The sequence below is a fragment of the Methylophilus sp. 42 genome (assembly GCF_000384155.1).
Lineage (GTDB): Bacteria > Pseudomonadota > Gammaproteobacteria > Burkholderiales > Methylophilaceae > Methylophilus.
Window position 1 is genome coordinate 2,937,938 of the sequence record NZ_KB913031.1, and the last position, 17,785, is coordinate 2,955,722.

The following is a 17,785-nucleotide window of genomic DNA, read 5'->3' on the forward strand; positions in this document are numbered from 1 at the left end:
CGACATTGGGATTCAAGACATGACAGATCAGGCAACCGCACGTTTTAACATGATTGAGCAACAGATTCGCACCTGGGAGGTGCTGGACCCGCAAGTATTGGCGACGTTAAACAATATGCCGCGCGAAGCCTTTGTCCCGGAAGCCTATCGCGGACTGGCGTTTGCCGATATCGAGATCCCATTGGCACATGGCCAGCAAATGCTCAGCCCCAAAGTAGAAGGCCGCTTTTTGCAGGCGCTACAACTGCAAGCCAAAGATAAAGTCTTGCTGGTAGGCGCCGGCAGCGGCTACTTGGCTGCCTTGATGGCGCAACATTGCGCACAAGTGACTGCGCTGGAGATCTTTCCCGAGTTGTGCGCGCAAGCGACGCAATCACTGACCAAACAAGGCATTCAAAACGCGCAGGTGATTGAGTTAGACGGCCACAACGGTTACGAATCACAAGCCCCTTACGACGCGATTGTGTTTACGGCGTCCAGCCCGGTCGAGCCAGAAGGTGTACGCTACCAGCTCAGCATCGGCGGCCGCTTGCTGATCGTATTGGGTCAGGCACCAGTGATGCAAGCCACCCTGATTCAGCGCCTGGCAGAGCATAGTTACAAACAGGATGTGCTGTTTGAAACCAGCCTGGCAGAAATGCAAAATGCGCCACAGGCACAGGCATTCAGCTTTTAAACCGCTTAGCCATTACACCCAAGACGCCGATGACCTTCAGCCGCCCTGCTCACTGGATATTGCTCCTAAGCAGCCTTTGGCTGGGGCCATGGGCAGCAGCAGCCCCGCAAAGCCTATTTGATGTTTATCTGCAAGCCAAGCAAAACGACCCGCAACTGGCTGCGGCTGGTCATGGCAACCTGGCGGCACAAGAGCTGATTGAGCAAGCCAAGGCAGGCTACCGCCCCAACGTGGCGCTCAGTGCCAGCACCTCTGCCAATCACACCGACCTAAAGTACAACACCGCCAATGTACCGCTGCCAGCAGGCGTCAACCGTTTTGAAGGCTATGCCGCCAAAGTGGAAGCGCGACAGCCCATCTACCGAAAAGAAAATCTTGAGCGCATAGACTTAAGCAAGGTGCAGGTCAGCGTCACCGACAAGCAGCTACACCTGACCCAGCAACAACTGATGCTGCGCACCACACAGGCCTATTTTGATGTGCTGCAGGCACAGGACCGCATAGAATTGCTGGCCGCGCAAAAACAGGCCATCCAGCAACAGCTGCAACAGGCCAAAGCCAGCTTTGAGGCCGGGATCACGACCGTCACTGACCTACACGAAGCGCAGGCACGCTACGATCTGATCGTGGCCCAGGAAATTGCGGCAGAAAATGAGCAAGCTGTAGCGCAGCATAGCCTGCAAGCCATCATAGGCAGCCCGCCACAAACGCTGGCAAAAGTGCGTGACGACCTGCAAATCACACCTGCCATCAAGCCCATGCAAGACTGGCAAACAGTAACTGCCGCCAGCAACCTGAATATTCAGATCCAGCAGGCACAGATTGAAATCAGTGACCGCAATATCAGCATCGCCCAATCCGGACACTATCCGACCCTGGATGCGGTCGCCAGCTACACCGATAGCCACTACAACGGTAGCCAGAACCGTTTTGGGACAGACCTGCAAAATGCAGTGATCGGCGTAGAGCTCAACGTGCCGATTTATCTGGGTGGCGCGGTAGACTCTCGCATCAGGCAGGCGGCTTACAACAAGCAGAAAGCACAAGATGACCTCGAAAACGTCCACCGCCAGACCATCTTGGAAACACAACGTGCTTACCTGGGCTTGAGTAGCAGCATTGCACAAATCAAGGCACTGGAGCAGGCCTTGCAAAGCAGCCAAAGCCAGTTAGACGCCACCAAGCTCGGCTATGAAGTCGGCATCCGCACCAGCGTAGACCTACTTAATGCCAGACAACAACACTTTAGCGCCAAACGCGATTTACTACAGGCCCGCTATAACTACCTGGTCAATATTATCCGCCTGAAAACCGCGAGCGGGATTGTGTCAGAAGCCGACCTGCAGGACATAGACCAGCAACTCACCAAGAGATAGCCATGAAATCTGCCATAGCCAGCACAGATGCTGTTTGGATGTTGATTGATGTACAAACGCGGCTATGCTCTGTGATGCCAGAAGCCGCCATGGCAACGGTGATCAAGAATATTCAACGCTTGCTGCAAGCAGCGCAATTACTCAATATTCCGCTGTGGGTCACCGAGCAATACCCGGAAAAACTTGGCGAGACCTTGCCAGAGCTGCAATCATTACTGCCTGAATACACCCCGCGCACAGCTAAACTCGCCTTCTCCGCCTGGCATGAACCCGCCTTGCAGGAATCCTCCATCAGCGTTGCGCCACAAGTCGTATTATTTGGCCTGGAAGCACACATTTGCGTGCTACAAACCGCACTCGATGCCCTGGCTGCTGGCAAACAGGTGTTTATTGTTGAAGATGCCGTTATTTCACGCGATATCGCCAATCGCAACAATGCCATCGAACGCCTGCGCGCGGCCGGTTGCATCATCACCAATACTGAATCCATGCTGTTTGAACCCATGCAGGCCGCCACACATGCACAATTCAAAGCGCTCTCTGCGCTGATTCGTTAATGCGCGCCATTGATTACTAAATGCTTCAACGTGCGGTAATAAGCCCTTTCAATCACCGCAAAAAATGCGGTAATGATAGACACCTCTTTTAGCACTCTGCGCGCTATTGCCCTGACCTTTGGATAAATACTTGCAGAGTATGATCATTAACGTTGATTTAAAACTTCGGAGATCATCGCCAGATGATCTTTAAGGATATGGTGATATGACTCAAATCGAATGGAACGACTTCACCAAAGTGGAGTTGCGCGTTGGGCGAGTGATTGCGGCCGAAGTATTTGCCGAGGCTCGCAAACCCGCTTACAAACTGCAGATCGACTTTGGCCCAGAGATTGGCGTACGCAAATCCAGTGCTCAAATCACAGCGCTTTACAGTCCGGAAAGTTTAATCGGCAAACAAGTGGTCGCCGTGGTGAATTTCCCGCCCAAACAAATCGGGCCCTTGATGTCAGAATGCCTGGTCACCGGTTTTCATGATACCGAAGGGCGCGTCACCCTGTGCGTACCCGAGCATGAAGTACCACTTGGTACAAAACTACTCTAAATACTCACCGATTAGAAAGTAATATAATTCATCAAGTTAAAGCGACTGTTCATTATCGCTTTAGCTCTTCAAACTTATCAGCCATCGTCGGATTACCCTTAGTCAGCTTCTTAATAGTCACATCTTGTGCCTTGTCATTGGCTAAACGAAGGTTGCGGCTGGTACTGAGCAATGCATCTTTGGTTTTTTGCAGATGATCGATAGACTTATCAATCTCATCTATTGCTTTTTGAAAGTGATTCGAGGCGAGTTCATAGTTACGTGAAAACGCGTTTTTAAAGGCATCTAGCTCGCTCTCAAAATTCGTGATATCTATATTTTGTGCTCTTACGGTAGCCAACTCAGTTTTATATTTCATCGAGTTTAAAGCTGCATTACGCAGCAGCGTAATCATAGGGATAAAAAACTGCGGGCGTACCACATACATTTTGGGATAGCGGTGGAACACATCGACGATGCCAGTGTTATAAAGCTCACTTTCAGGCTCTAATAGTGAAACCAGCACCGCATACTCGCAACCCTTTTCATTGCGGTCTTTATCCAGCTCTTTTAAAAAGTCCTCATTTTTGCTTTTAGTAGCGGTAGTGTCATTTTCGTTTTTCATCTCAAACATAATTGAGACGATTTCAGTGCCACCGTCATCCTGGTCTTTAAAGATATAGTCGCCTTTACTGCCCGAGCGTGCATCGTTGTCTTTCTCGAAATACGCTTTAGGAAATGCAGTGGCACGAATACGGTTAAACTCGGTTTCGCAATGCTGCTCTAGCGTTTCGCCGATCATCTTTGTCGAAAGCTTAGCCTTCAAGTCCTTCAAACGCTCAATAGCATCATCGCGGTCTTTAATCTGCGTTTCGTATTTATCTTTAAGTGACTTCTCAGCCAACTCTTTCTCAAGGGCCGCGCGTACCAAGCTACCCTTAAGTTCATCACGCTCTTTTTCCACCTGGCCCACCGCTTGATTAATCGCCAGTTTCTTTTCGGTTTCAATGGCGTCCAACTTTGCTTTTAAGCCTTGGATTTCACTGTCTTTCGTCGAAGCTGTTTTTTGAATCTCATGCGAGAGCTTTGCTTCTGCCAAATTAGCCACATTAGCAACCTCTTGTTTTGCTTGAGCAAGTTGGTTCACCAAAGCATCGCGCTCTTTTTCAACCTGACTCAACGCCTGAGTTACAGCCAACTGCCTAGCCACGGCCTCAGACTCTAGCTTAGACTTAAGCTCTTTAATCTCACTATCTTTGGCCGCGGCAGCTTGCTGCAAGTCACTGGCCACTTTAGTGGTAGCTAACTCAATTGCACTTTGCTTTTCTTTTTCAGCCAACTCAAGACGCTCATGAAGTTGATGCTCAAAGTCACTATCGCGGACTTGTTTGAGGATGTCAGCATAGCCAGCCTCATCAATCTTAAAGGCCTTGCTGCAATGGGGGCAGATGATTTCATGCATTTACTTTTCCAATTCATGCTCAAATAGCTGGTTCATATATATTAAATCCATCTAATTTTTTTAAAATCTCTCTTTTTAAAACGATTCCAACACTATATTTTGCTCTCGTGAGTGCTACATAAAACTTTGCTTTTGGTTCTGGTTTCAATTCACTTTGTCTATTAATAAGCCAATCTACCATTGGCCCAGTGGGGTAAATAAGCACTCTGTTAAATGTTAGTCCTTTGGACTTACCGAATGTCAGTACGTAATAATTGTTATTAACCATCGTCCTTACCGAATACCTCAGCTGCATGGGCTTATATTCATAGAGATAATTATCGCGCAAACATTCTTCAACAAGAAAGACACCATCATGATTTGTAGACTCGCTGTTACCAGATGTAGTACCAGAAAAGTTCGGATACAAGGTATTTGAAAAGTCACATATGTCTGATAAGCAACGATAATTCACATTTAGTGACAGGTCATCAATATTTATATTGATTGATCTGTCAGAAAAAAAATTAAGAATTTCTGACTTTTGAAACCTCTTATTTTTTGCTGCGTTGTTAGTAGAGTATGTTGCTTGTCTTGGATCACCAACAAGTAGTACATTCGATGGACTATCAAAGAGCAGCTTAAGAAACTCTAAGTCGTAACCAGCTAAATCTTGTACTTCATCAATAAAAATATTATCGAAGCATTCTGAAATGCGCTTTATAACTTTGCCGTGCGACTTCTCATTACAGCGCATTACAAATTTCGCTAACTTATCTGAGTAAACCTTACCTTCACTTGAGAAGTAAAACTTTTCAATATTCTCTTCTTCACCCCAATAAACTGGCTGACCTGCTTTCGTTTGATATTTGATACCCGACCGTCCACTTTCGAGTATTAAGCCATTAATTTCAATATCAACAACACAGCTCTGATATGGCTTGGCGCCATGTTTGATTAAAAATGAAAACCATGTTTGAACAGTGATAAGGTTATTAACTACACCTTTAGACTCCATTAATAACTTTGTCTTTATTTCCTCTTCACAAGCTTCGGTGAAGGTTGTAATTAAAACGGTTTCACCGTGTTCTGCTTTATTAATTGCTCGCTTGATAAGCTCAGTTGTCTTACCAGAGCCAGCAGCAGCAATGATTAAATTATTCGACATTACTAATTGCATCTGAGATGTAGGATGGAAAGATAATCTCTTCATCAAATTCAAATATTTTTAAGGCGCATTCTGTTTTATTGGCTCTCATATATTTATGTAGGTTATCGATGTCATCATATTGGACGCCAAGAATTTTTTTGGTTTTATCAAACCCATTCGCTTTAAGAAATTTTGGCTCCAGCGTATTGTAATTAAATTTACTTTCACCGATCACCAAGCCTCCTACATCAACTTCTTGGTCAAAATAAATCTTGATGTTTGGCCTCGCATTTTCGCCTAAATAGTTTTGATACTTCTTTCCTAGTGCTTCAATATCGCCATCGTTGTCAGTAATGACGCTAACACGTTGAGAAATCCTCTCTGCTATCTCAAGAAATCTCAAAAACGAAACTCCAACAGAAATAACATCTATCCGATCTTCAATCGGAAGCCTGCCCTGATTAGCCGACATGTATGCTTTTTGAACGACCAACTCGTCTGAGTCACCCTCAACTAAAATTGCTCTGTCACACAATATAAGTCTTAGCGTGTCATATCCTTGTAATTTTTCAAAAAAGGCTTTTGTATCAGGAGACAGCCCACTCATTTTGGTTGATTTTCTGTCGTTCAATAAAATCAGTGAGTCTAGTCCAAGCTTATTTGCAACAAAGCTACTATGAGTAGTGATGATGATTTGTTTACCCTCACAACTACCTTTGATAGCCTTGATTAACTCATTCAATTTAGTATGTGAGAGATGATTTTCAGGTTCTTCTACCAAAACGACATTGGCCTCTTGAGCTTTATTGTGTGCTAAGGCAAGGTTAGTTTTAATGACGCTTTGCTCACCCTTTCCTATATTATGAAAAGGTATATTGTCCACATAGGTCGTCAAACTACTTTCCCACGCATTCTTTGATGATAGCTCAACTGAAATCGACACCCTTTTTTCTGTAACCTTTGCGGCGGAGGTTAACTTTTCATTGATTTTTTGTATTGACTCATTACCAATAAAAGACTCTTTCATTTCTCGATGCGATTGAGAAATATTGATAACTTCTTCAGTAGTCAATAATTCTTTTACGATTCGACTAATATACAAATCAGAGCCATTAGAAAACCGCGTATTTGATGAATCAATAAGCGCCGATTTCAATGGTATATTTCTTGCCGTAATCGTATCTCTTGAAAACCCTTTCCAAACAACATGGTAATACTCAATCGGAATGGTTCTTAAATTGCCAGATTGTATAAGTTCTTGATAAACAGACTGGTATGCGTCGTCAAACTCAACCTTCAGAAAAACACCACTATAATCCTCCCCGGATGTGTTTTTATTGCCTTTTAAAAAAGGCCTTTCTTCTTTGTCAAAATATAATTCAATCAAAATCGATGGAGGAGGCAGCTTGTCCTGATTTTGTAGACTGTCTAAATATTCTTTTACCGCAATATCATTGAACAAATACTGAGTTAACTCATTGTGTAAATAACGGCCATTGTACAGGCCTGTAAGTGCCAAGTTTATCGCCTCAAGAATCGTTGATTTACCAGCCGCGTTATCTCCTACGATTATGTTTAGACCGCTGTTGAGGGATAATGTAAAACGATCTTTAAAGCACTTAAAATTCTCAATGACAATCTTTTCAATTAACAAGGTTTAGTCCTTTAAATTAAATTTCACTTGTACTCAATGTCTGATTGATAAAGTTATGTAGCACATATCGGAGTTCAAGCTCTACCGTTTTGCATCACGTAAAATCATAGGTCAGACTCGGTTGACTTAATAAGTGGCGCATCTCAACTACCTCGGAATAATATGCACCTTCGCATGCGTCACACCTGTTTGTGACGAGATAGCATTCACGCACTCCTCCACTTCGGCGATCTTGCCTTTCAGTATCACCGTTTCCATACAGTTATCATGGTCTAAATGCACATGCTGTGCGGTAATAATCACATGGTGGTGTGCATGCTGTAACTGGTTCACGCGGCTGGCGAGTTGCCGCTCGTGATGGTTGTAAACATAACTGAGCGACGCGACGCAATCGGCCTGGGTGTGATTATTGTTTTGCATCACGTCCTCATCAAGGGCTTTGCGCACCAGGTCACGAAAGGCTTCTGAGCGATTCACGTAGGCTTTGACGGCCACCAGTTGGTCAAAGGCGTCGGCCAGGTCGTCCTCAACTGAAATCGTGATGCGTCGCATGGGCTAAGTCCTCGCTAAAACTGATAGGTCAATGTGAGTCGTGCAGCTCTCGGCTCTACCGGGTGAAAGTGAATATCGTTGACCGGTGCAGCCTCGCCTTTGAGTTGCGACTCATAGTAATAGTCGATATCGCTGGCCTTGCGGTCAAACAGGTTAAACACATCCAGTGTCAGGCTGGTGCGTTGATTATACCGGTAGCCGATGCGGGCATAGGTAAGGAACGTGGCGTTTGAGCGCACAGAATTATCTTCTATCAGCGCCCTGGGGCCAAAGTAGCGTAACTGCATGCTGCCAAACCAGTTGCCCCAATTTGTCACCGTTGCCCCCAGGGAGGCCACTTTGTTGATTGCGCCGGGGATGTATTGTCCTGCTGGGTCGTGGTCTCTGAAGCGGGCTTTGGAGAGTGCAATATCCATATCGAGCAATAGCCAGTCGTTGACGACATAATGGTTATTCCACTCAACACCATAGCGGCGGCTGGCGTGGCTGGGTTCGGTTTCACCGGCATCACCAACAAATAACAGCTCGGAGTCCATATCCAGTTGCCAGATGGCCAAAGAGCTTTGCAAACCAGGCACCCACTCGCTTCTGACGCCGATCTCGCTGCCGCGAGTGCTCACCAAGGGGGTAACAGGCAAAGCAGCAGAACCATCTAGCAGGCGGGTTTGTGTGGCAGCGCGTGCATCGTTGCTATGAAAGCCTTTGCCAATATTGTAGAAAAACTCAGTATTCGCCCACGGCCCAAAAATGACCGAAAACTTGGGTGAGGTAATGCCATCGCCGACATGGCCAGCGTTACCTGCCAGGCTGCTTTTGACATCGAACTGGTAGCGATCATAACGTAAGCCTGCCACCGTGCGTAGCTTCTCATGCCACCATAGCGTGTTTTCAGCATAAACACCGGCACTGCTTTCCTCTACCTTATCTGACCGTATTTGTGACAAGCGCTGCGTTTGCGCTGTCTTGTAGAGCGCCACTGGTGACAACTTGTCATACCGTGTTTGCAAGCCCACTTTATTGTCCATCACCATGCCGGCAATTTCACCTAGCCACGACTTGCTGAGATTGAGGCCCAGCATGATGCGTTGCTCACTTTGGTCAGTCTGGTCACCATTGACGGGATCACTTAGAAAATAGGTAAAGTTGCCGAATAAATCGAGCTTGGAGCGGACGGCATAGGCATTGATTTGCCAGCCACCATGCTGATCACGGTGGTGCTTGGCAAACGACAGGCTGTAACGTGACGAGTCGCCGCCATCACTCGGGTCAATCGCGTCAAAACGCCCGATTTGACCGCTGCGTACAGCACGCAATGGAATCTGGTCGGTCGAATTCCAGCGGTTCTTATACGCCATTGCAGTCAGCGTCATGCCATCGCGTGCATCACCTTCGCGGTAACGCAGCAAACCATTGTATTTCCTGACGCCTTCTGCCACCTGCCAGGGGCCATCATAGTGATTGACATCCAGCGCATAGAGTAAATGGCCTTGTTGCAAAGCCACAGAGTTTGCCAGCAGCATGCGCTGGTAATCGTAGCTCCCCACCGTCAGGCTGGCGATGCCCTGTGGCAACTGATTCAGCAAATGCAAATGCGCCGCGCCCGCCGATGAAAAGTCGCCCTCTTCTGCCGAGTAAGGGCCTTTTTTGTAATGCAAATGGCTGACCAGCTCGGGGATCAGGAAATTCAAATCGGTATAGCCCTGGCCGTGCGCATGGGTGCGCATATTGACCGGCATTTCGTCCACATAGGTGGCAAAGTCTGTGCCGTGGTCGAGGTTAAAACCACGCAGGTAAAACTGGTTGGCTTTACCGCTGCCGCTATGCTGGGTCACGATCATGCCGGGCACGAATTCAAGTATCTCGCCAATACGCGCAATTGGCCGGTTCTTAATCAGGCTAGCGTTGACTTTACCTTCACTGGCCGCATCTGATGAACCAACAGCGTTGTCGTAATGCGCGCGCACCTGGATTTCCTCCAAGTCTATAGACTCATTAGCCAGTGTGGGTACGCTGGCAAACAACCCTGCCAGCGCCATGGCAATCTTTGAATATTTTGTCATCGGTGTACTTACCCTCTATCGTATGATCTTTTTTTTATTATTCATACGACGGCATTATGAAGCAGTAGGCCACAATGACCTATACGTATATTGACGCAAACATACTTTTACCCGCTACTTCATGAGAGACAGGCACAAAAAAGCCCGCTGACGCGGGCTTTTTTTAACAACAGACGCCTTATTCAGCCGCTGGCGCTTCTTCTCTTGCAGGTGGATCGATCAACGCTTTCATGCTCAAACGCACTTTACCTTTGTCATCCAGCTCAACCACTTTCACTTTCACGATGTCACCTTCTTTGAGGTAATCGCTCACTGCTTTGACGCGCTCGTGGGCGATTTGTGAAATGTGTACCAGGCCATCTTTACCTGGCAACAAAGTCACGACAGCACCGAAATCAAGAATCTTGACCACTGGGCCTTCGTAGATCTGGCCGACTTCAACTTCAGCGGTGATCTGTGCAATACGACGTTGGGCTTCAGCACCTTCATCCGCATTGGTACATGCAATTTTCACGGTACCGTCATCTTCGATGTCGATGCTGGTGTTGGTTTCTTTGGTCAGTGCCTGAATCACTGCGCCACCTTTACCGATCACGTCACGGATTTTGTCCGGATTGATCTTCATGCTGATGATGCGTGGTGCAAACTGTGACATTTCGGTGTTAACACCTGACACAGCTTCTTTCATCAGGCCCAGGATGTGCGCGCGACCTTCTTTGGCTTGTGCCAGTGCCACTTGCATGATTTGTGCTGTGATACCGGTGATTTTGATATCCATTTGCAGGGCGGTCACGCCTTTGTCGGTACCGGCTACTTTAAAGTCCATATCACCCAGGTGGTCTTCGTCACCCAGAATGTCGGTCAGTACAGCCACGCGGTTGCCTTCTTTGATCAGGCCCATTGCCACGCCAGCGACGTGTGCAGTCAATGGCACACCAGCATCCAGCAGGGACAAGCAACCACCACAGACAGACGCCATGGAGCTGGAACCGTTAGACTCAGTGATCTCTGACACCACACGCATGGTGTAGTCAAAGTCTTCTTTTTTAGGCAGTACTGCTTTCAAAGCACGTTTAGCCAGGTTACCGTGGCCGATTTCGCGGCGCTTAGGCGTACCCACACGGCCTGTTTCACCAGTCGCATACGGAGGCATGTTGTAGTGCAACATAAAGCGGTCAGTGTACTCACCAGACAGTGCGTCAATGATTTGCTCATCGCGGCCAGTGCCCAATGTAGCAACTACCAGCGCTTGTGTTTCACCGCGTGTAAACAGGGCAGAACCGTGTGTACGTGGCAATACGCCTGAGCGAATGGTGATCGGGCGCACAGTGCGTGTGTCGCGGCCGTCAATGCGTGGCTCGCCGTTCAGGATCTGGCTACGTACGGTTTTGGCTTCCAGTTTAAAGAACTCGTCTTTAATCTTGTTGGCTTCCAGTGTAGAAGTTTCTTCCGTAATCAAGGTGCCCATGACACGTGACATGATTTCATCCAGTGTGGAAGAGCGCTCACCTTTAGATTTGATCTTGAACGCAGCATTGATGTCGTCGGCAGCAATCGCAGCCACTTTTTCGATCAACGCAGTGTCTGGCTCTGGCGGTGTCCAATCCCAGGCATCTTTACCGGCTTCTGCAGCCATTTCGTTGATCGCTTTGATCACTGGTTGCATTTGCTCGTGACCAAATACAACGGCGCCCAACATCACTTCTTCAGACAGCTCTTTGGCTTCAGATTCAACCATCATCACCGCAGATTCAGTTGCACCAACCACCAGATCCAATGCAGAGTCTTTCAGCAATGAAACATCAGGGTTCAATACATATTCGCCATTGATATAACCCACTCGTGCCGCACCTAATGGGCCGTAGAATGGAATACCAGACAATGCCAGCGCAGCAGAAGCACCAATCACCGCAGGGATATCGGAATCAATTTCCGGATCCAGTGACAATACAGTGGCCACGACCTGCACTTCGTTATAGAAGGCATCTGGGAACAGCGGACGCAATGGACGGTCGATCAAACGTGCAGTCAGCGTTTCTTTTTCAGAAGGACGGCCTTCGCGCTTGAAGAAACCACCAGGAATACGGCCAGCCGCATAGGTCTTCTCTTGGTAATCCACGGTCAATGGAAAGAAATCCTGACCCTCTTTCACTTCTCGCTTGGCAGTCACAGCCACCAGCACAACGGTATCCCCGTAGCTGACGATCACTGCCGCATCAGATTGGCGTGCAATTTCACCTGTTTCCAATGTCAGGGTATGCGCACCAAACGGGATGCTTCTTTTAGTAATTTCAAACATATTTTTCCTTTTCTCTACCATGGCTATTCACTACCTAATAGCCAATCTCAATAATGAAAATACAGCATTCGCTTACTGCGTTTGGGCGCTCTTCATTGGGTTGCCCGACGCGCGACGGCTGTATTTCCCGATTTGTGGTGACTTCCATCAACACGCTGCACCTGCTTATCCAGTTGCAACGCACTCACAGAAGCCACCGCGTTTTGGTGATTTTTTAAAGCAAAAAAGCCGAGGCAATCACCATGCCATCGGCTTTTATTTCGTTAAAAGTGAACAGTGTTAAGTGTCACACTTCAACCAAATTATTTACGCAGGTTCAAGCGCTCGATCAGCGTTTGATAGCGGCTAACGTCTTTACCTTTGAGGTAGTCCAGCAAACGACGACGCTGGCTAACCATGGCCAACAGACCACGACGTGAGTGGTTGTCTTTTTTGTTGGATTTGAAGTGCTCAGTCAGGTAAGTGATACGGTTAGTCAACAAAGCCACTTGTACTTCCGGGCTTGCGGTATCACCTTCACTGCGTTGGTATTCTTTAATGATTTTTGCGGATTGTTCTGCGGTAACAGCCATCTTTTTTCCTTTGAGTTAGCGTCAATGTCGCGGCAGCCAAGCAACCTATTTGCCTTACCACGCCGACATTCAAATTACACGAACCGCGCATTATATCGGCAAGTCCCTGCCTTGCATAGTCTTTTATAGGATTAAGCTTCTGTTTTTATGAATTAATTTCCGACTCATGGCCTAGATACAAGCTATAAGAAATCATCATAAAAACCTGCCTGGGCTGGCACCGCGCCACGAATGCCGCAAATTGAGGCAGCAAACCAGGCAGCACGTGTCAGCATGGTTTGCCGCGACCAGCCAGCCAGCAACCCGCGAATAACCACTGCCGTATACGCATCCCCCGCCCCCACGCTATCGACAAAAGGCGATTGCAATTTCATCGGTGGCGCTCTAAAACCATTGCCATAAGCATCCAGCCAGAAACTGCCCTGCTCGCCACAGGTAACAAACACCTCACTCAAACCGAACACCATTAGCAACTGCCGCGCCAGGTCGTTAATATCTGACGACACAGGCAAGCCCACCAGCGCGCATACCTCCGGTAACTCTTCATGATTAATCTTCAGGATATCTGCGGCCTGCAATACCTGGCGCAGGCTGTGCGCGTCATACCATGGCGCACGCAAGTTAATGTCGCAAAAAACCGTGGCTGTACACATTTTTAGCCATTGGTCAGCCAGCGCCTGCATGGGCGCATGCCGCAATGCCAGTGAGCCGATATACACCAGGCGTGGCGGATGCTGCTTGGTTAAGACTTGTACCGGCGGCCACTGCAAGTCATCGTAGGCTTGCTGATCGAGAATTTCAAAGCGGTGACCGTGTGCGTCCAAATGCACCATGACCTGCCCGCTGGGCAAAGTATCAGACTGTTGCACGCCTGCAATCGACAAGCCGCAATCCTGCATCTCAGCAACAATACGCTCGCCGAGCGCATCTTTGCCCACCGCCGTCAGCAAATGCACCTCCAGCCCAAAGGCATGGCAATGCCTGGCGACGTTATAAGGCGCGCCGCCAATAATGGTTTGCTCGGGAAACACATCTCCCAACACTTCACCCAAAATCATGATGGCATTCGACATACGCTCCATCCTATTTTCCACACCCACCCAATACCATTAACTAACCCTCACTTTTGTGACTCGCACTGACGCAGATTGTTTCAATAAACTGCCAAACCGGTCACACTGAGCATGATTCAACCGGCTCGCAAGCGGCATAAAATAACCTATGTGCAGCATATCAGGATTTTTTTTATCTTTTGTGTGCATTCTTGGCGATCTTTGCTATAATGCGCGTCTTGCGATTCGGGACATGCCCAAATTGCTGTTGGCCAGATAGCTCAGTCGGTAGAGCAGAGGATTGAAAATCCTCGTGTCGGCAGTTCGATTCTGCCTCTGGCCACCACTTCCTTACCTGCCTCTCGGCGCACTTCTTTTTCTGGGTTTGTTGATGTCATTAAAACACTTAACACCGGATGAGTTACACCCATTACTGAACGATCCATCATTGCTGCTTGTTGATATCCGCAATGATCACGAGCTGGTTTCCGGTATTTTGCCCGGCGCACTGCATGTACCTTTAGGCAATCTGACGGCAGTATTCGACCAGTTTCCCCAAGACAAAAAAATTGTGTTTTATTGCCGTAGCGGCGTGCGCTCGGTGTCCGCAGGCGAATTTGCGCTGGCACAAGGCCGCACCGATGTTTCACATCTTGCAGGCGGCATTCTGGCTTGGGCGCGTGCAGGCCTACCCATACAAGCGGCTTAATTTATTTTCAGGAACGCTCATGCAATTTGATAAAGATCTTGATGCCCGCAACTTGAACTGCCCATTGCCCATCCTGCGCTGCAAAAAGGCCCTGAATGAGTTGACCGCTGAACAGGTACTCAAAATTACTGCCACAGATCCTGGCTCAAAAAAAGACTTTGACGCCTTTTGCCGCCAAACTGGCCATACCTTGCTGGACACACAAGAAGCCGAAGGCGTGTTCACCTTCTGGATCCGTAAACGCAGCGCTTAAGCCAGCGCCTCGCTTAAAATCAAAACGTTTAAATAAAAAGCCCGCAATTGCGGGCTTTTTCACGGCAAAGCGATTAGCTTATTTGGCTTGCTCAAGGCTACCCATCGCTTTCGGGAAAGTGACCACGCCCCAGGGCATGTTTTTCACTTCCACTTGCTTAGTTACTTCCAGCTTGTCCGCATCAATCACAAATACGGCGTCAGACTTGCCACACGCTAACAGGATATTTTTGTTGTCTGGCGTGAAGCTGAAATGCCAGCAGCGGTTACCGGTCGGCACCTCTTTTACCTTCTCAAAGGTTTTGGCATCAAACACTTGCAGCAATTTGGCTTTATTGGTGGCCACAAAAATACGCTCGCCTTTGCTATCGTAAGCAATGCCGTAAGGTGTTTCAGCCGTATCCACGGTGCGCACCACATTAAAGTCTTTATCCATCACCAGGATCTTGTTCCCAAACTCCAGTGTTGCCAGATAGGTGTTACCATCAGGTGACACTTTAATACCGCGCGGTCTATCACCGTATTCATGTGTCGCAATGGTTTTCACCAGTTCGCCGGTCTCAATATTGTGCACAGTCACGGTGTTATCTGCTTCATTGGTAATCACCAGTTGCTTGCCATCTGCTGAAAATTCCAGGCCTTCCGTTTCCGGGCCGCCGGTAATTTCACGGATTTTTTCGCCTTTGCTCAAATCCACCACTGCAATTTTGGCCGGAATTTTTTCATCATCGTCGTCATCGTCCTCTTCATGCTTTTCACCTGGTTTAGGTGGCGGACCAGCCTTGGCGCTTGGCTCAGACGACACATAAGCAAAGTTACCCCTAATACGCACGAATTCAGGGTTTTTACCCACCTCAATTTGCTTCACAAGCTCGCCGGTGGCCGTATCAATAACAGAAACACTGCCATTCTCACGCGTGGCAACCACGAGCTGCTTACCATCATCGGTCAACGCCAAACCACGTGGTGCCTGCGCCTTGACGTCAATTTGCCTGGTGACCTGCATGGTTGCCAGATCAATCACGCTAACGCCAGCATCCTGGGTAGACACGTAAGCCACGGCGCCAGATACAGCGCTTTCAGCCGCCGGGGCTGCCGCCTCAGTGGACGCTTCCTGCTTGTTACAGGCCGCCACGCTGGCGACCAAAGCCAGCAACAGCAAGCTCATGCGCGTGCGACGCGCCATTGATGAATTCAACATTGCATTTATCTCCTGATTTTTTTATTAAAGCTTATGGTTGCAGCAAGAATCATACTTGCCGACAAACCGTGGCCCACGACTACTTTTCACATCATCACCGCCAACAAAGGCTGCAAACAGCCACCATATTGGCTATTTATAACCAACTATCCCAAAAACAAGCGATAGGCAGGATTCTGACTTTCATCCCAGTAAGGGTAGCCCAGCTGCTGCAGAAACTGCTCAAAAGCCGTTTTATCTTCTGGTGGCACCTGCATCCCCACCAGCACGCGGCCAAAATCGGCGCCATGATTGCGGTAGTGAAACAAACTAATGTTCCAGTTGTGACCCATAGATTCGAGAAAGTTCATTAATGCGCCCGGCTTCTCCGGAAACTCAAAGCGGTAAACCACTTCGTTTTGCGCTTGCGGCGCATGCCCCCCGACCAGGTGGCGCAAATGCAGCTTGGCCATTTCGTTATCGCTCAAATTCAGCGTTGGCAAGCCCGCAGCCTCCAATGTGCTGGCGATCTCAGTCGCCTCCGCCGGGTTATGCACGGCCAGGCCAACAAAAATATGCGCCTGCTTGTTATCAGAAAAACGGTAATTGAATTCAGTGATATTCCGGCTGCCCAATTGGCGACAAAAGGCTTTAAACGCCCCCGGCGTTTCAGGAATCGTCACCGCAAACACGGCTTCACGATGCTCACCCAACTCAGCGCGCTCAGCGATAAAGCGCAGACGGTCAAAATTCATATTGGCGCCAGAAGCGACGGCAATCATGGTTTTGCCTTGCAACTGGTGTTTTTCACTGTAGGCTTTCAAGCCGGCTAAGGCCAAGGCACCGGCAGGTTCAAGAATGCTGCGCGTGTCTTCAAACACATCTTTAATCGCGGCACACACCTCATCGTTATCGACGACGATCATTTCATCCACATACTGCTGCACCAAAGCAAAGGTATGCTCGCCCACCTGCTTCACCGCAGCGCCATCTGCAAACAAGCCAACTTGCTCCAGCATCACGCGCTGGCCAAGCTTGACTGACTCTGTCATCGCTTCCGCATCTTGCGCTTCAACGCCAATGACTTTGATCTCCGGGCGCACGGCTTTGATATATGCCGCAATTCCCGCCAGCAAACCGCCACCGCCAACGCAGCAAAAAATCGCTTCTATCGGCTCCGGATGATCCTGCACAATTTCCAGCGCAATCGTGCCCTGACCGGCAATCACGTCCGGGTCATCATAAGGGTGCACAAAGGTCAGGCCTTCGCTTTGCTCCACTTTGAGAGCATGCGCATAGGCATCAGAATAACTATCGCCAAACAGCACCACCTCGGCCCCGCGCGAACGCACCGCATTGACCTTGATCGCCGGGGTTGTCGTCGGCATCACGATCACGGCACGGCAGCCCATTTTTTGCGCACTCAGCGCCACACCTTGCGCATGGTTGCCGGCACTGGCACAAATCACGCCACGCGCCAGCGCATCGGGCAGTAAATTAGCCATTTTGTTATAGGCGCCACGCAGTTTGAATGAAAACACCGGCTGCATATCCTCACGCTTCAATAACACACGATTTTTAAAGCGCGCAGACAGGTTAGGCATCTCATCCAAAGGCGTGTGTCTGGCCACAGCATAGACTTGAGAGTGTTCGATTTTTTCGCGGTAATTGATGGTCATGAAAGGCGTTAAGATTTTAAAACCGCAGGGTTGCAGTGTATGATAGAGAATTG

At 48.4% G+C, this 17,785-nt stretch carries 16 protein-coding genes and 1 tRNA gene; 7 read left to right on the forward strand and 10 right to left on the reverse strand.

The window, feature by feature from the left end; translation table 11 throughout:
• Positions 1-19: 19 nt before the first annotated feature.
• The 4 genes from MET42_RS0114135 to MET42_RS0114155 all read left to right on the forward strand — a co-directional run bounded on the left by MET42_RS0114135 (position 20) and on the right by MET42_RS0114155 (position 3,153).
• The gene (locus MET42_RS0114135) at positions 20-676 is read left to right on the forward strand and encodes a protein-L-isoaspartate O-methyltransferase (protein WP_019883764.1); all 657 of its coding nucleotides are present in this window, start codon (positions 20-22) and stop codon (positions 674-676) included.
• A gap of 29 nt (positions 677-705) precedes the next feature.
• Positions 706-2,052: a TolC family outer membrane protein gene (locus MET42_RS0114140; protein WP_019883765.1), complete on the forward strand. Its 1,347-nt coding sequence runs from the start codon at positions 706-708 to the stop codon at positions 2,050-2,052.
• A 2-nt stretch (positions 2,053-2,054) separates the two neighbouring features.
• On the forward strand, positions 2,055-2,609 hold the full coding sequence (locus MET42_RS0114145; RefSeq protein ID WP_019883767.1) for an isochorismatase family protein: 555 nt from the start codon (positions 2,055-2,057) through the stop codon (positions 2,607-2,609).
• A 205-nt stretch (positions 2,610-2,814) separates the two neighbouring features.
• On the forward strand, positions 2,815-3,153 hold the full coding sequence (locus tag MET42_RS0114155; protein ID WP_019883770.1) for a tRNA-binding protein: 339 nt from the start codon (positions 2,815-2,817) through the stop codon (positions 3,151-3,153).
• Positions 3,154-3,205: 52 nt separating this feature from the next.
• Here MET42_RS0114155 and MET42_RS0114160 read toward each other — a convergent pair whose 3' ends face one another.
• From MET42_RS0114160 to MET42_RS0114195, 8 genes are all read right to left on the reverse strand, one after another.
• Positions 3,206-4,594: a DUF2130 domain-containing protein gene (locus tag MET42_RS0114160; protein WP_019883771.1), complete on the reverse strand. Its 1,389-nt coding sequence runs from the start codon at positions 4,592-4,594 to the stop codon at positions 3,206-3,208.
• A gap of 19 nt (positions 4,595-4,613) precedes the next feature.
• Complete coding sequence (locus MET42_RS0114165; protein WP_019883772.1) at positions 4,614-5,741, reverse strand: UvrD-helicase domain-containing protein; 1,128 nt, start codon at positions 5,739-5,741, stop codon at positions 4,614-4,616.
• Entirely contained in the window at positions 5,731-7,377 is a 1,647-nt protein-coding gene (locus tag MET42_RS0114170; RefSeq protein ID WP_019883773.1) for an ATP-dependent endonuclease, read from the reverse strand. Before MET42_RS0114170 ends, MET42_RS0114165 begins: the two co-directional genes overlap by 11 nt.
• Before the next feature lie 147 nt (positions 7,378-7,524).
• Positions 7,525-7,929, reverse strand: a complete 405-nt coding sequence (nikR, locus tag MET42_RS0114175) for a nickel-responsive transcriptional regulator NikR (protein ID WP_019883774.1) — start codon at positions 7,927-7,929, stop codon at positions 7,525-7,527.
• Between the two features lie 14 nt (positions 7,930-7,943).
• The gene (locus MET42_RS0114180) at positions 7,944-9,989 is read right to left on the reverse strand and encodes a TonB-dependent receptor (protein ID WP_019883776.1); all 2,046 of its coding nucleotides are present in this window, start codon (positions 9,987-9,989) and stop codon (positions 7,944-7,946) included.
• Between the two features lie 178 nt (positions 9,990-10,167).
• Positions 10,168-12,288, reverse strand: coding sequence for a polyribonucleotide nucleotidyltransferase (gene pnp, locus MET42_RS0114185; RefSeq protein ID WP_019883777.1), 2,121 nt, complete (start codon positions 12,286-12,288; stop codon positions 10,168-10,170).
• Positions 12,289-12,590: 302 nt separating this feature from the next.
• Positions 12,591-12,860, reverse strand: a complete 270-nt coding sequence (gene rpsO / locus MET42_RS0114190) for a 30S ribosomal protein S15 (protein WP_019883778.1) — start codon at positions 12,858-12,860, stop codon at positions 12,591-12,593.
• 182 nt (positions 12,861-13,042) lie between these two features.
• Complete coding sequence (locus tag MET42_RS0114195) at positions 13,043-13,933, reverse strand: PfkB family carbohydrate kinase (protein ID WP_019883779.1); 891 nt, start codon at positions 13,931-13,933, stop codon at positions 13,043-13,045.
• Positions 13,934-14,182: 249 nt separating this feature from the next.
• Between MET42_RS0114195 and MET42_RS0114200 the strand changes: the two genes are divergently transcribed.
• The 3 genes from MET42_RS0114200 (at position 14,183) to MET42_RS0114210 (ending at position 14,874) form a co-directional block, all read left to right on the forward strand.
• Positions 14,183-14,258 (forward strand) — tRNA-Phe (locus MET42_RS0114200).
• 45 nt (positions 14,259-14,303) lie between these two features.
• The gene (locus MET42_RS0114205) at positions 14,304-14,621 is read left to right on the forward strand and encodes a rhodanese-like domain-containing protein (RefSeq protein WP_033425686.1); all 318 of its coding nucleotides are present in this window, start codon (positions 14,304-14,306) and stop codon (positions 14,619-14,621) included.
• 19 nt (positions 14,622-14,640) lie between these two features.
• Positions 14,641-14,874 (forward strand): sulfurtransferase TusA family protein, encoded by a 234-nt coding sequence (locus tag MET42_RS0114210; protein ID WP_019883780.1) that lies wholly within the window; start codon positions 14,641-14,643, stop codon positions 14,872-14,874.
• A 78-nt stretch (positions 14,875-14,952) separates the two neighbouring features.
• Here the strand turns inward: MET42_RS0114210 and MET42_RS0114215 are convergent, their stop codons facing one another.
• Together MET42_RS0114215 and ilvA are read right to left on the reverse strand one after the other, a co-directional pair.
• Complete coding sequence (locus MET42_RS0114215) at positions 14,953-16,074, reverse strand: glutaminyl-peptide cyclotransferase (RefSeq protein ID WP_029512467.1); 1,122 nt, start codon at positions 16,072-16,074, stop codon at positions 14,953-14,955.
• A 146-nt stretch (positions 16,075-16,220) separates the two neighbouring features.
• A complete protein-coding gene (gene ilvA / locus MET42_RS0114220; RefSeq protein WP_019883782.1) occupies positions 16,221-17,732 on the reverse strand; it encodes a threonine ammonia-lyase, biosynthetic in 1,512 nt (503 codons plus the stop codon).
• Positions 17,733-17,785 lie beyond the last annotated feature (53 nt).

Coding starts and splice junctions, on each gene's coding strand:
- MET42_RS0114135 (WP_019883764.1), top strand. CDS start 20: ATGACAGATCAGGCAACCGCACGTTTTAACATGATTGAGCAACAGATT.
- MET42_RS0114140 (WP_019883765.1), top strand. CDS start 706: ATGACCTTCAGCCGCCCTGCTCACTGGATATTGCTCCTAAGCAGCCTT.
- MET42_RS0114145 (WP_019883767.1), top strand. CDS start 2,055: ATGAAATCTGCCATAGCCAGCACAGATGCTGTTTGGATGTTGATTGAT.
- MET42_RS0114155 (WP_019883770.1), top strand. CDS start 2,815: ATGACTCAAATCGAATGGAACGACTTCACCAAAGTGGAGTTGCGCGTT.
- MET42_RS0114160 (WP_019883771.1), bottom strand. CDS start 4,594: ATGCATGAAATCATCTGCCCCCATTGCAGCAAGGCCTTTAAGATTGAT.
- MET42_RS0114165 (WP_019883772.1), bottom strand. CDS start 5,741: ATGTCGAATAATTTAATCATTGCTGCTGCTGGCTCTGGTAAGACAACT.
- nikR (WP_019883774.1), bottom strand. CDS start 7,929: ATGCGACGCATCACGATTTCAGTTGAGGACGACCTGGCCGACGCCTTT.
- MET42_RS0114180 (WP_019883776.1), bottom strand. CDS start 9,989: ATGACAAAATATTCAAAGATTGCCATGGCGCTGGCAGGGTTGTTTGCC.
- pnp (WP_019883777.1), bottom strand. CDS start 12,288: ATGTTTGAAATTACTAAAAGAAGCATCCCGTTTGGTGCGCATACCCTG.
- rpsO (WP_019883778.1), bottom strand. CDS start 12,860: ATGGCTGTTACCGCAGAACAATCCGCAAAAATCATTAAAGAATACCAA.
- MET42_RS0114195 (WP_019883779.1), bottom strand. CDS start 13,933: ATGTCGAATGCCATCATGATTTTGGGTGAAGTGTTGGGAGATGTGTTT.
- MET42_RS0114205 (WP_033425686.1), top strand. CDS start 14,304: ATGTCATTAAAACACTTAACACCGGATGAGTTACACCCATTACTGAAC.
- MET42_RS0114210 (WP_019883780.1), top strand. CDS start 14,641: ATGCAATTTGATAAAGATCTTGATGCCCGCAACTTGAACTGCCCATTG.
- MET42_RS0114215 (WP_029512467.1), bottom strand. CDS start 16,074: ATGTTGAATTCATCAATGGCGCGTCGCACGCGCATGAGCTTGCTGTTG.
- ilvA (WP_019883782.1), bottom strand. CDS start 17,732: ATGACCATCAATTACCGCGAAAAAATCGAACACTCTCAAGTCTATGCT.